The organism is Pseudomonas edaphica (assembly GCF_005863185.1).
Taxonomy (GTDB): domain Bacteria; phylum Pseudomonadota; class Gammaproteobacteria; order Pseudomonadales; family Pseudomonadaceae; genus Aquipseudomonas; species Aquipseudomonas edaphica.
This window is the reverse complement of sequence record NZ_VBVZ01000104.1, coordinates 1-14,007: the sequence shown is the minus strand read 5'-3', so window position 1 is coordinate 14,007 and position 14,007 is coordinate 1. Positions and strand designations below refer to the sequence as shown.

The 14,007-nt window shown below is 60.7% G+C and carries 8 protein-coding genes; 3 read left to right on the top strand and 5 right to left on the bottom strand.

The window, feature by feature from the left end:
- Positions 1-189 precede the first annotated feature (189 nt).
- The 5 genes from FEM54_RS09455 to tpx all read right to left on the bottom strand — a co-directional run bounded on the left by FEM54_RS09455 (position 190) and on the right by tpx (position 9,962).
- The gene (locus FEM54_RS09455; RefSeq protein WP_138450588.1) at positions 190-1,602 is read right to left on the bottom strand and encodes an efflux transporter outer membrane subunit; all 1,413 of its coding nucleotides are present in this window, start codon (positions 1,600-1,602) and stop codon (positions 190-192) included.
- Positions 1,603-1,724: 122 nt separating this feature from the next.
- Complete coding sequence (locus FEM54_RS09450) at positions 1,725-4,832, bottom strand: efflux RND transporter permease subunit (protein WP_138450586.1); 3,108 nt, start codon at positions 4,830-4,832, stop codon at positions 1,725-1,727.
- The gene (locus FEM54_RS09445) at positions 4,829-7,930 is read right to left on the bottom strand and encodes an MdtB/MuxB family multidrug efflux RND transporter permease subunit (protein ID WP_017135060.1); all 3,102 of its coding nucleotides are present in this window, start codon (positions 7,928-7,930) and stop codon (positions 4,829-4,831) included. The genes FEM54_RS09450 and FEM54_RS09445 overlap by 4 nt, the downstream gene beginning before the upstream one ends.
- Positions 7,927-9,231, bottom strand: coding sequence for an MdtA/MuxA family multidrug efflux RND transporter periplasmic adaptor subunit (locus tag FEM54_RS09440; RefSeq protein ID WP_138450584.1), 1,305 nt, complete (start codon positions 9,229-9,231; stop codon positions 7,927-7,929). The genes FEM54_RS09445 and FEM54_RS09440 overlap by 4 nt, the downstream gene beginning before the upstream one ends.
- Positions 9,232-9,461: 230 nt before the next feature.
- A complete protein-coding gene (tpx, locus tag FEM54_RS09435) occupies positions 9,462-9,962 on the bottom strand; it encodes a thiol peroxidase (RefSeq protein ID WP_017135058.1) in 501 nt (166 codons plus the stop codon).
- Positions 9,963-10,240: 278 nt separating this feature from the next.
- Between tpx and FEM54_RS09430 the strand changes: the two genes are divergently transcribed.
- From FEM54_RS09430 to FEM54_RS09420, 3 genes are all read left to right on the top strand, one after another.
- The gene (locus FEM54_RS09430; protein WP_240792726.1) at positions 10,241-11,410 is read left to right on the top strand and encodes a glycosyltransferase; all 1,170 of its coding nucleotides are present in this window, start codon (positions 10,241-10,243) and stop codon (positions 11,408-11,410) included.
- Positions 11,411-11,482: 72 nt separating this feature from the next.
- Positions 11,483-12,388: an AraC family transcriptional regulator gene (locus FEM54_RS09425; RefSeq protein WP_138450582.1), complete on the top strand. Its 906-nt coding sequence runs from the start codon at positions 11,483-11,485 to the stop codon at positions 12,386-12,388.
- Positions 12,389-12,606: 218 nt separating this feature from the next.
- Positions 12,607-13,890 (top strand): ABC transporter substrate-binding protein, encoded by a 1,284-nt coding sequence (locus tag FEM54_RS09420; RefSeq protein ID WP_370589435.1) that lies wholly within the window; start codon positions 12,607-12,609, stop codon positions 13,888-13,890.
- The last annotated feature ends 117 nt before the right edge of the window (positions 13,891-14,007 follow it).

Sequence of the window (14,007 nt, the reverse complement as noted above, 5' to 3'; positions counted from 1 at the left end):
TCAGCAATGTGCCGAGGAGTAACAAGTGCGGGCTGTTGTGGCGAGGGTGCTTGCTCCCGCTCGGGTGCGCAGCGCCCGCAAGTGTTATGGGGCTGTTGCGCAGCCCAGCGGGAGCAAGCTCCCTCGCCACAGTGACAGTGCCCAGCCTTGATTGGGAAGGTGCTTGAGTTGTTTTTAATAGCTACTCAGTCACTGCTTCTCAGCCAAAGACGTCTGCCCGTCCCAGCCGCCACCCAACGCCGCAATCAACTGCACACTTGCCACCAACCGCGTCTGCAACAGGGTCAAGACCGTGCGCTCATTGCTCAACGCAGTGGCCTGCACCGTCACCACATCCAGGTAGGCGATCAACCCGGCCTTGTACTGATTCTGCGTCAAGCGCAGGGACTCGCGCGCGGCGTCCAGGGCTTCATTGCTGACCACCGCCTCATCTTCCAGCACCTTCAACTGCACCATATAGTTTTCCACTTCGCGGAAACCATCCAGTACGGTCTGGCGGTACTTGGCCACCGTCTCGTCATAAGACGCCACACTACGATCGACCTCAGCCGAACGCTGCCCACCGTCAAACAAGGTCATCGCAAGCTTGGGCCCCACCGACCAGAACCGGTTCGGCAAACTGATCCAATCAGCATAGGTGCTGCTGGAATACCCGCCCGCCAGGCTCAAGGTCAGGTCCGGGTAATAAGCCGCCTTGGCCACACCGATATTCGCGTTGGCCGCAATCACTGAGCGCTCCGCCGACGCAATGTCCGGGCGCCGCTCAAGCAATTGCGATGGCACACTCAGCGGAATCTGCGGCAAGGCAGGTATGTCTTTGCTCACCGCCAGATTGAAGTTGGCCGGCGCTTCGCCGATCAACACTGCGATGGCGTTTTCCAACTGCGCACGCTGCCAGATCAAGTCGATCAAACTGGCCTGGGTCGTCTTCAGTTGGGTCTGTGCCTGAGCAATCGCGGCTTTGTCGGAAACCCCCGCCCGGTACTGGTTTTCAGTCATCTTCAGGGAGCGCTGATAAGTCTCCAGCGTGGCCTGCAGCAAACGTGTCTGCTCGTCCATCACGCGCAGTTGCAGATAGTCCTGCACCAACTCCGACTGCTGGCTCAAACGCATCGCCGCCAGATCCGCGGAACTGGCCTCAGCCGTCGCCTCATTCGCTTCAAGACCACGGCGCAACTTGCCCCACACATCGGCCTCCCAACTCACGCCCAACTGGGTATTGAGCGTGTCACGAATACCACTGCTGGAACTGCTGAGGCTGGCGTTACTGCTGCCGGTGCCCTGACTGGCACGGGTTTTCCCGGCACTGAAGTCCACCGTTGGGAAAAACGCCCCGCGTGCGCTGCGCACCTGGGCCTGGGCCTGGCGGAAGCGCGCTTCGGCCTGGGCCACGGTCTGCTTGGAGTTATTGAGGCGCGTGACCAGCTCGTTAAGTTGACGGTCACCGTACAACTCCCACCAGGCTCCACGGGCCAGAGAATCGCTTGGGTTGGCCTGGCGCCAGCCCTGGGCTTCCTTGAACTGCGCGGGTTCGACCACCTCCGGGCGCTTGTAATCCGGGCCGATGGCGCAGGCACTGAGCAAGGCGCCGCACAACAGCATCGTTACCCCCTTGACACCCTTGCCGATACGTGTGGCGTGGCGAGGTCGACTGTCTGGGGCCGCTGCGCAGCCCAGCGGGAGCAAGCTCCCTCGCCACAGTGTCTGGGCATTCGTTGAATCGGTCATAGCGCAGTATCCAAGGCAGCATCGGTACGCACGCCACGCCAGGCGTTGAAGCGATGGCGCGCGCGGTCAAGATAAAGGTAAACCACCGGAGTGGTGTAAAGGGTCAGGATCTGGCTGAACACCAGCCCACCGATAATGGTCAGGCCCAGCGGCTGGCGCATTTCGGCGCCATCGCCGGAACCGAGCAGCAACGGCAAGGCGCCGAGGATCGCGGCGAGCGTGGTCATCAGGATCGGCCGCAGGCGCAACAGGCAGGCGCTGCGGATCGACTCCAACGGGCTCATGCCATCGTGGCGCTCCAGCTGCAGCGCCAGGTCAATCATCAGGATCGCATTCTTCTTCACCACGCCGATCAGCAGGAACAGACCGAGCAGGGATATCAGGCTGAATTCACCGCCCAGCAGGTAGATCGACAGCAGTGCGCCGACACCGGCCGACGGCAAGGTCGACAGGATGGTCAGCGGGTGAATATAGCTTTCATACAGAATGCCCAACACCAGGTACACCGCCACCAGCGCGCCAAGAATCATGAACGGCTGGCCCTTCTGGGTCGCAGCAAACGCATCGGCGGTGCCGGCCATCTTGGCGATCACGTCTTCGGGCAAACCGACCTTGGCAATCGCCCGCTCGATAGCGGCCGTGCCCTGCTCCACCGTTACGCCGGGCGACATGTCGAAGGCAATATTTTCCGAGGCAAACTGGCCTTCATGGCTGACACGGTCGTCGGCCAGGCTGTTTTCGTAATGGGCAATGGTCGACAACGGCACTCGCGCGCCCGTGGAGGTGATCACCTGCATCTGGTTCAAGGTGATCGGGTCCTGGGCGTATTTCGGGTTGACCTCCATCACCACCTGATACTGGTTGAGGCTGTCGTAGATAGTAGAAATCTGCCGCTGACTGTAGGCGTTGTTCAACACCGAGGTGACCATGCTCATGTCGATGCCCAGGCGCTTGGCCTGGTCGCGGTCGACCACCAGCGTCACCTGCGCCGCACCGCGACCTTCGCGGGCGTCGATGGCGGTCAGCTCCGGTAGCTCGCGCATGGCAGCGACCACTTTCGGGTACCACAAGCGCAACGCAGCCAGGTCGCCGCTTTGCAGGATGTAGGAGTATTGGGCGCTGGTCTGGTCACGGCTGCCACCAAATTGCAGGTCCTGGTCGGCCATCAGGAACAGCCGACCGCCCGGCACCAGTGGCACTTCCTTGCGCAGACGCTCGATCACTGCCTGGGCCGAGAGCTTGCGTTCGGCAATCGGCTTGAGGCGCACCAGCATCACCGCATTGTTAGTGCCGTTGTTGCCACCGATAAAGCCGGCCACGCTGAGCACCGCCGGGTCTTTGAGGACCGCCTTGCGGAAGGTTTCCATTTTTGGCTGCATCACATTGAACGACAGCCCGTCATCGCCGCGCACAAAACCGATCAACTGCCCGGTGTCCTGCTGCGGCATGAAGGTTTTCGGCACCACCACGTACAGCGCGATGTTCACGCCCACGGTGATCAACAGGCTCAGCAGGGTCAGGCGGCGATGGCGCAGCACCCAGTCCAGGCTGGTGGCGTAGGCTGCAACCATGCGGTCGTTGACCTTCTGGCTCCAGCGCTGCAAACCGGTCATGTGCCCTTTGACGTGCGGTTTGAGCCAGCGCGCGCAGAGCATCGGGGTCAAGGTCAGCGAGACGATCAGCGACACTATGATCGCCGCCGACAAGGTGATGGAAAACTCACGGAACAGGTTGGTGACGATGCCGCCCATAAACAGGATGGACAGGAACACCGCCACCAGCGACACGTTCATCGACAGCAAGGTAAAGCCCACTTCCTCGGCGCCCAGGTACGCCGCCTTCATCGGCGGCACGCCGTCGTCGATATGCCGGGAAATGTTTTCCAGCACCACGATGGCGTCGTCCACCACCAGGCCGGTGGCCAGGATCAACGCCATCAGCGAAAAATTGTTCAACGAAAAACCAAACAGGTACATCACCGCAAAGGTGCCGACCAGCGACACCGGCACCGCCAGGGTCGGGATCAACGAAGCGCGGAAGTTACCCAGGAACAGGTACACCACCAGCACCACCAGGGCCACGGCAATCAGCAGGGTCATCTCGGCTTCATGCAGGGTCGCGGTGATCACCGGCGAACGGTCCATGGCCAGGTTGAGCTTGACGCTGGACGGCAGCACCGCCTGCAACGCCGGCAACTGGGCCTTGATCTGCCGGACGGTCTCGATAATGTTGGCGCCGGACTGGCGGTTGATGACCAGCAGCACCGCCGAATCATTGTTGAAGAAGCCGCTGTTGTAGCGGTCTTCCACGCCATCGCTGATCTTGGCGACATCCCCCAGGCGCAAGGCCGCGCCGTTCTGGTAGCGGATCAGCAGCGGCTCGTAGTCCTTGGCCTTTTCCAGCTGGTCATTGGCCTGGATCTGCCAGTTACGCTCGCTGTCTTCCAGGGAGCCCTTGGGCCGCCGCTGGTTGGCATTGGCGATGGTATTGCGCACATCGTCCAGGGCCACGCCATATTGGTCCAGGGCCTTGGGTTCCAACTCGATGCGCACTGCCGGCAAGGAGCTGCCACCGATCTGCACTTCGCCTACCCCCGGCACCTGGGACAGGCTTTGCGAAAGAATGGTGGAGGCCAGGTCGTACAGTTCGCCCTTTTGCAACACGTCGGAGGTCAGTGACAACACCATGATCGGTGCCTGGGACGGGTTGATCTTCTTGTAGGTCGGCATGCTGCGCATGCCACTGGGCAGCAGGTTGCGCGATGCATTGATGGCCGCCTGCACTTCCCGCGCCGCACCGTTGATATCACGGTCGGAATCGAACGCCAGGATCACTCGCGTAGAGCCCTGGCTCGACGAGCTGCTCATGGTGGTGATGCCGGCAATCGCGCCGAATGAGCGTTCCAGCGGCGTCGCCACGGTAGACGCCATGACCTCGGGGCTGGCGCCGGGCAAACTGGCCGACACCACGATCACCGGGAAGTCGATCTGCGGCAACGGCGACACAGGCAGCAAGTTGAAGCTCACGCCACCGAGCAACATAATCGCCAGGCTCAGCAGCATGGTGGCTACCGGCCGGCGAATGAAAGGTCCGGACAGGTTCATGACTCAGCCGGCTCCAGGCTTTGTGGCTCTTTGCGCCAGCGACGGCCCAGGCGGTCGAAATACAGGTAGATCACCGGCGTAGTGAACAGCGTCAGCACCTGGCTCACCAGCAGGCCGCCGACCATCACCAGGCCCAGCGGTTGGCGCAACTCCGCGCCGGAACCCGTGGCCAGCATCAGTGGCACCGCACCAAACAAGGCCGCCAGGGTGGTCATCAAAATCGGCCGAAAACGCAGCAACGCGGCCTGATAGATCGCGGTCTGCGGGTCCAGGCCCTGGTTGCGTTCGGCGTCGAGGGCAAAGTCGATCATCATGATCGCGTTCTTTTTGACGATACCGATCAGCAGGATAATGCCGATGATCGCGATCATGCCCAGGTCATTGCCACTGAGCAGCAACGCGAGCAAAGCGCCGACTGCGGCGGATGGCAACGTGGAGAGAATCGTGATCGGGTGAATGTAACTCTCATACAACACGCCGAGCACGATGTACATGGTCACCACCGCCGCCAGGATCAGCAGCAAAGTGCTCGACAGCGAGGCTTCGAACGCCTGGGCCGCGCCCTGGAACTGGGTCTGCACGCCCACCGGCATGCCGATGTCCTTCTGGGTCTGGTTGATCAGCTCCACGCCTTTGCCCAGCGCGACGCCAGGGGCCAGGTTGAACGACATCATCACCGCCGGAAACTGGCCGATATGCGCGATTGCCAGTTGCGCCTGACGCTGTTCCACATGCGCCAGGCTCGACAACCGCACCTGGCCGCCGTCGGTGGTTTTCACATGGATCTGATTGAGTGCCGCCGGCCCCAGGGTTTCACCGGACTGGGCCTGCAATACCACACGGTACTGGCTGGCCTGGGTGTAGATGGTGGAAATCTGCCGCTGGCCGAAGGCGTCATAGAGTGCGTCGGTGATGGTTGACACACTCACGCCCAGGCGCGAGGCGGCGTCACGGTCGATCACCAGGAACACTTGCAGGCCCTTGTCCTGCAGGTCGCTGGCCACATCGGTGAGTTCCGGCAACTGGCGCAAGGCGTGCACCAGCTTGTCGCTCCACAGCGCCAGCAGGTCGGCGTCCGGCGAGGACATGCTGAACTGGTACTGGGTGCGGCTCACGCGGTCTTCAATGGTCAGGTCCTGCACCGGCTGCATGAACAGGCGAATGCCCACCAGCTTGTCGATCTGCGGTTGCAGGCGCGTGATGACCTGGGCCGCGCTCACGTCGCGCAGGCCGTGGGCCTTGAGGTTGATCAGCAAACGGCCGCTATTGAGAGTGGCGTTATCACCATCCACACCGATATAGGACGACAGGCTTTCAACCGATGGGTCGGCCAGGATCACCTTGGCCAATTCCTGCTGGCGCTGGCTCATGGCGGCAAACGAAATCGACTGCGGTGCTTCCGATATGCCCTGGATCACCCCGGTATCCTGTACCGGGAAAAAGCCCTTGGGCACCACCAGGTACAGCACCACGGTTAGGCCCAAGGTGGCGATGGCCACCAGCAGGGTCAACGGCTGGTGCTTGAGCACCCACTGCAATTTGCGCCCGTAGGCTTCGATCAACCAATCGATCCAGGCGCCGCTGGCCTTGTAGAAACGACCTTGTTCTTCTTCCTTGGGTTCGCGCTTGAGCAAGCGCGCGCACATCATCGGCGTCAGGGTCAGGGACACCACCAGGGAAATCAGGATCGCCACCGCCAGGGTGATGGCAAATTCGCGGAACAGCCGCCCGACCACATCGGCCATGAACAGCAGCGGAATGAGTACCGCGATCAGCGACAGGGTCAGGGAAATCAGGGTGAACCCGATTTGCTTGGCGCCCTTGAGCGCCGCCGCCATGGGCGTCTCGCCTTCCTCGATGTAGCGCGAGATGTTCTCCAGCATCACGATGGCATCGTCCACCACAAACCCGGTGGCGATGGTCAGGGCCATCAGCGTCAGGTTGTTGATGGAGAAGCCTGCCAGGTACATCACGCCAAAGGTGCCCACCAGCGACAGCGGCACGGCGATCGACGGAATGATCGTGGCACTGACCCGACGCAGGAACAGGAACGTCACCATCACCACCAGGGCAATGGCGATCAGCAATTCGTGCTGTACGTCTTTCACCGAGGCCCGAATGGTCTGGGTACGGTCGGTAAGCACCGTCACATCCAGGCCCGCCGGCAGGTTATCGGTGATGCTCGGCAGCAGCGCCTTGATACGGTCCACTACCTCGATCACGTTGGCGCCGGGCTGGCGCTGGATGTTGAGCAGCACGGCCTGGTTTTCATTGGCCCAGGCAGCGAGGCGCTCGTTTTCGGCGCCGTCGACGATCTGTGCCACGTCTTTGAGGCGCAGCGGCGCGCCATTGTTGTAGGCCAATATGAGTTCGGCGTATTGCTCGGGCGAGACCAACTGGTCGTTGGCATCGAGCATCGATACCCGTGTGGGGCCGTCAAAGTTACCCTTGGGCTGGTTGACGTTGGAGGCGGCGATCAGGGTGCGCACGTCCGACAGGTTCAAGCCGTTGGCCGCCAGGGCCTCGGGGTTGACCTTGATACGCACGGCCTGGCGCTGGCCACCGGCGATGCTGACCATGCCGACGCCGCTGATCTGGGCAATTTTTTGCGCCATACGCGTGTCAACCAAGTCGTTGAGCTTGGGCAGCAACATGGTCTTGGAGGTAATTGCCAGGGTCAGCACCGGGGTATCTGCCGGGTTGACCTTGTTGTACACCGGCGGCGCCGGCAAATCCTTGGGCAACAGGTTGGTCGCGGCGTTGATCGCGGCCTGCACCTGTTGCTCGGCGACATCCATGTTGATGTCGAGGTTAAAGCGCAGGGTCAGCACCGAGGCGCCGCCCGAACTGGTCGACGCCATCTGTGTGAGGCCGGGCATTTGCCCGAACTGACGCTCCAGCGGCGCAGTCACTGCGCTGGTCATCACGTCCGGGCTGGCGCCGGGGTACAGGGTCATCACCCGGATGGTCGGGTAGTCCACCTGGGGCAAGGCCGAGACCGGCAACAAACGGTAAGAAATAATGCCGGCCAGAACAATGGCCAGCATGCTCAGCGTGGTGGCAACCGGGCGAAGGATAAACAGTCGCGACAGGTTCATGAACCGACCTTTTGCGCCTTGCCGGCGTTAGCGCCGGTCTCCCCTTTTGCCGCAGGCTTGCCTTGCAGGTGTTCGGTCGGCGTGGTCGGCACTTCGCTGCTGTCGTTGACCACTTCAATGTCGCTGCCGTCCTTGAGGCGATCAGTGCCTTCCAGGACCACGCGGTCACCGGCCACCAGGCCTTCCTTGATGACGGTGTTATCGCCATCGGTATCACCGACCACCAACGGCTGCATCTTGACCTTTTTGTCACCGTCGAGCTTGTAGACGAAGGTGCCGCTGTTACCGAACTGGATCGCCGCGGACGGCGCCAGCACCACGTTGTGCAAGGTGTCGGCCAACAGGTGCACGTTAACGAACTGGTTGGGGAACAGCGCCTGGTCCTTGTTATCGAAACGGCCTTTGAATTTGAGTGTGCCGGTGGTCACGTCGATCTGGTTGTCCAGGCTCTGCAACACGCCGACCGCCTGCTGCTTCACGTCGCCACGGTCCCAGGCTTCAACGGGCAGCTTGTTGCCGGCGTGGTAACGGGTGAGTACGGTATCGAGGGTGTTTTCCGGCAGCGTGAAGACCACGCTGATCGGCTGGGTCTGGGTGATCACCGCCAGGAAGGTGGTGTCGTTGGCCGCCACCAGGTTACCGACGTCAACCTGACGCAGGCCGACGCGGCCGCTGATCGGCGCGCGGATCTTGGTGAATTCGAGGTTAAGCTTGGCGTCGTCTACCGCGCCCTGGTTGGTCTTGACCGTGCCTTGGTACTGCATGACCAGGGCTTCGGCGGTGTCCAGGGTCTGTTTGGCGATACTGTCCTGGGCATACAGGTCACGGTAACGTTGCACGTCAACCTGGGCGTTTTTCAGTTGGGCCTGGTTCTGCAAGAGCGTGCCTTGGGCCTGGAGCAAGGCGTTCTGGTAGCTACGCGGGTCGATCTCCGCGAGCAGGTCGCCTGCCTTGACCATCTGACCCTCTTCAAACGCGATCTTGACCAGCTCACCGCCCACCCGGCTGCGTACATTAATGGTGTTGAGCGCGGTCACCGTGCCCAAGGCCTTGTAGTACACCGGGAACTCGCCCAGTACCGCTGGCGCCACGCGCACCGGGATCGGGCCGGTGGAACCCCCGAAACCTGGGCGCGCCATCCCCGTCTTGCCGGTATGCCCGGCCGGTTTCTGCGCGCTGGCATCTGTATGGCCTGCGGGCCAGAATTTCCAGCACAGGCCGGCGATAACCAACAGCACGAGCAGGCCGAACAGCCAGCGGCGGGAATTGCGGGGGGAGGATTGCATGGAGTGATCAACCATTGGGCGCGAGAGCTTCTTCTTTGGGAGGCTGAAAGATAAGCACTGGGGCGCATTAAGAAAAGCGCCTTTACCGGCTATTTACCTTGGATTACAACTTTTAACTTCTGAGCTTAGTCCGTTGGCTATTTCGCTAAGCGTTTGAGCCGCAAATAAAAACGGCCTGGACTAGGCCAGGCCGCAATCTTGCATCAAGCGTGCTACTGCAAAATGACAGTAATGCGCCGAAACAGTTACTTCAAAACAGCCAGGGCTGCTTCGTAGTTTGGCTCTTGGCCGATTTCAGGCACCAGTTCGCTGTGCAGTACGTTGTTGTTTTCGTCCAGTACCACCACGGCACGGGCGGTCAGGCCTTGCAGCGGGCCATCGGCCAGGGATACGCCGTAGTCTACGGCGAAGTCGGCGTTGCGAAAGTCCGACAGGCTCAGCACGTTGTCCAGGCCTTCGGTGCCGCAGAAGCGCTTCTGGGCAAACGGCAGGTCAGAGGAGATGCACAGTACAACGGTGTTGCTCACGTCGTTGGCCTGGGCGTTGAATTTGCGTACCGAAGTGGCACAGGTCGGGGTGTCGACGCTTGGGAAGATGTTCAGCACTTTGCGCTTGCCGGCGAACGTTTCCAGGGTCGCCTCTGACAGGTCGACGGCGACAAGATTGAATTCTGGAGCGGTGGAACCGGTTTTCGGCAATTCGCCTTCAACCTGGACAGGGTTACCACGAAGGGTGACTTGAGCCATGAACGGAATCCTTATGCTGGGTTTTGGTTAAACGAATTCGAGAGGCCGAAGTTAACCACAAAGTGCAGTGACTACCTACCACCGGACACAAATTGTCATGCCCCGCAGGTGTGGTTTAATTGCGCGTTTTTTGCCCGCCCTTCAAGGATCTGCTTTAGATGAATCAGCCCGCCACCAAAGTCCTGGTCATAGGTTATGTCTGGCCGGAGCCCCGCTCCTCAGCCGCCGGCGGGCATATGATGCAGATTCTGCAGAGCTTTCTGGACCAGCGTTGAGACATTACCTTCAGCAGCCCGGCGACTATTGGTGAACACAAGGCCGACTTGCCTGCCCTGGGTATCGCCGAGTGCGCCATCGAGCTCAACAACAGCAGCTTCGACGATTTTATCCGCGCGTTAGCCCCGGATATCGTGTTGTTCGACCGTTTTATGATGGAAGAACAGTTCGGCTGGCGTGTGGAGCAATGCTGCCCCGATGCCCTGCGCGTGCTTGAAACCTCCGATTTGCAAAGCCTGCGCGATGCGCGCCATCAGCGTTTCAAGGCCCACCTCAAGGCTCACCCCGACAGTGACGACTTCAGCGCACTGTTCAAGCCGGCCCTGCAGGAAGCGTTCCAGTGGATGGCCGACACCGACCTCGCCAAACGCGAGATCGCCGCCATTTACCGCTGTGATATCAGCCTGATGATTTCCGATGTGGAAATCCGCCTGCTCACCGAACAATTCAAGGTGCCGGCCGCCCTGCTCCACTGGTGCCCATTGATGCTGGAACCGCCGGTTGAAGCCTTTGCGCCGTTTGAAGACCGCGCGCACTTCCTGAGCATCGGCAATTTCCGCCACGCGCCCAATTGGGATGCGGTGCTGTGGATGAAGAGCAGTTTGTGGCCGTTGATCCGCCAGCAACTGCCGGGCGCACAGCTGCATATCTACGGTGCCTACACGCCCCCCAAGGCCACCGCCCTGCACAACCCGGCGCAGGGTTTTCACGTGATGAATTGGGCTGAAGATGCGCTGCAGGTCATGGCCGCGGCCCGTATCTGCCTGGCGCCACTGCGTTTCGGCGCCGGCATCAAGGGCAAACTGATGGATGCCATGCTCTGCGGCACGCCAAACATCACCACGCCGATTGGCGCCGAGGCCATGGGCGACGATCAGCCATGGCCCGGTACCATCGAGCAAAGTGCCGAGGCCCTGGCCGCTGCCGCCGTAGCGCTGTATCAAGACCGCGAGCGTTGGACCCAGGCCCAGCAAGACGGCCGCCGATTGCTGGCTCGGCGCTACGACCAGAGCCTGCATGGCCCCGCCCTGGTGGCTTGCCTGGAACACTGCCGCAGCCGCCTCGCCGCCCATCGCCGGGACAACTTCACCGGCAGCATGCTGCGTCACCATGCGCATAAAAGTACCCAGTACATGTCGCAGTGGATCGAGGCAAAAAACCGCAGCGTATAAAGGATGACGCTAGCGAGGTTGCGCGCAAGGGGGCATTATCCTGTGCAGCAACCACAATAAAGCGACGGCAGCATGACCCGAGCAATGCGCATTACCGACCCTTCCTACGAGTTGATGGACGATCACAACGGTCTGTCCATCATCTATCGCCAGCATGGTTTCCCCTGCCCGTTGGTGCGCTGGCACTTCCACAAGGAATACGAGCTGCACCAGATCGTCGCCAGCTCGGGCAAAGTGTTTATCGGCGACTACATCGGTAACTTCTACCCCGAAAGCCTATTCCTTACCGGCCCCAACCTGCCCCACAACTGGATCAGCCAGGTGGAGGAAGACGAGGTGGTGCCCAAGCGCGACATGCTGGTGAATTTCACCGACGAACTGTTTGAACAGGGCAGCCCCGTGTTTGCCGAACTCAAGACGCTGGCGCCGATGCTGGAACGGGCGCAGTACGGCATCGAGTTCCGTTGCAAAAAAACCATCGCCCAAGCCATGACCTTGATGCAGCGCATCGAAGACGCCCAAGGTATAGCGCGCCTGGGGCACTTCTTTATTCTGCTGGAGGTGTTGAGCGCCTGTGACGACTACCAACTGTTGTCCGGTGTGACCACACCGCAACTGGCCGACGAGCACAGCATTGACCGCACCAACCGCGCGGTGGACTACATTTTTGCGCACTACGCCCGCGAATTGTCGCTGGAAGAAGTAGCCGAACACCTGGGGATGAAGCCCACGTACTTTTCCCGCGTGTTCAAGCAGGCCACCGGGCGCACCTTCATCGAGTTCGTCAACCGGCTGCGCATCAGCAAATCCTGCGAGCTGCTGGCCGATGGCGACAAGGCGGTGACGGATGTGTGCTTTGAGTCGGGTTTTAACAATATCTCCAACTTTAACCGGCGCTTCCAGCAGCTCAAGGGCATGACGCCGTCTCACTACCGACGCCTGGCGGTGCAACGGTTGACCGAACAGAACCTGGCTTAATGGTTTAAGCCCATGACTTGCCGAGTGCAAAAAAGTATCAGCTCAAGTGTGCCCAAGGATTTGTCACACGCCCATTTCAAGGCTGTAATCAACGCACACTCTTCCTGACACCTTGTGGGAAGACACAACAACAATAACTGTCATTCTGTAGCCCTCTGGGCACGGAAATGGAGTGCGCGATGAAGTTCACAGCAAAAGCACTGCTTGTCTCCACCTGCATGACCACCTGCATGACCCTCAGCGCCGTCAGCTTTGGCGCGCAAACCCTGACCATTGCCACCGTCAACAACAGCGACATGATCCGCATGCAGAAGCTCTCGAAAACCTTCGAGACCGAGCACCCGGACATCAAGCTGAACTGGGTGGTGCTTGAAGAAAACGTGCTGCGCCAACGCCTGACCACCGACATCGCCACCCAGGGCGGCCAGTTTGACGTGTTGACCATCGGCATGTACGAAGCTGCACTGTGGGGCGCCAAGGGTTGGCTGGAGCCGATGAAAGACCTGCCGGCGTCCTATGACCTCGACGACGTGTTCCCTTCGGTGCGTGACGGCTTGTCGGTCAAAGGCTCGTTGTATGCCCTGCCGTTCTACGCCGAAAGCTCGATCACCTACTACCGCACCGACCTGTTCAAGGGCGCCGGGCTGAGCATGCCCGAGCACCCGACCTGGACTCAGATCGGTGAATTCGCCGCCAAACTCACCGACAAGAGCAAAGAGCAATACGGCCTGTGCCTGCGTGGCAAAGCCGGTTGGGGTGAGAACATGGCGCTGATCACCACCCTGGCCAACGGCTACGGTGCGCGCTGGTTCGATGAAAAATGGCAGCCGGAATTCAACGGCCCTGAGTGGAAGGACGCGTTGAACTTCTACGTCGACAACATGAAGAAATCCGGCCCGCCGGGTGCTTCCAGCAACGGTTTCAACGAGAACCTCGCGCTGTTCAACAGTGGCAAGTGCGCGATCTGGGTGGACGCCAGCGTGGCCGGTTCGTTCGTCACCGACAAGTCTCAGAGCAAAGTCGCCGACAGTGTCGGCTTCACCTTCGCGCCGCACGAGAAGACCGACAAGGGCACCTCGTGGCTGTACTCCTGGAGCCTGGCCATCCCGACCAGTTCCAAAGCCAAGGATGCCGCCAAGGTGTTCACCACCTGGGCAACGTCCAAGGAATACGGCGAACTGGTAGCCAAGACCGACGGCATCGCCAACGTACCGCCTGGCACGCGCAAATCGACCTACAGCGACGAATACCTCAAAGCCGCACCGTTTGCCAAGGTGACCCTCGAATCGCTGAAAGTCGCTGACCCGACCAAACCGACGCTCAAGCCGGTGCCGTATATCGGTATCCAGTTGGTGACCATTCCTGAATTCCAGGCGATTGGTACCCAGGTCGGCAAGTTCTTCTCGGGCGCGCTGACCGGTCAGCAAACGGTGGACCAAGCCTTGACCGCCGCGCAGACCACCACCGAGCGTGAGATGAAGCGGGCGGGTTATCCCAAATAACTCAGCATCACCGCGATAAATGCTTTGTGTGGGAGCTGGCTTGCCTGCGATGCGGGCGACTCGGTCTGTCAGCCAGACCGATGTGATGCCATCTCAGGCAAGCCAGCTCCCACAGTG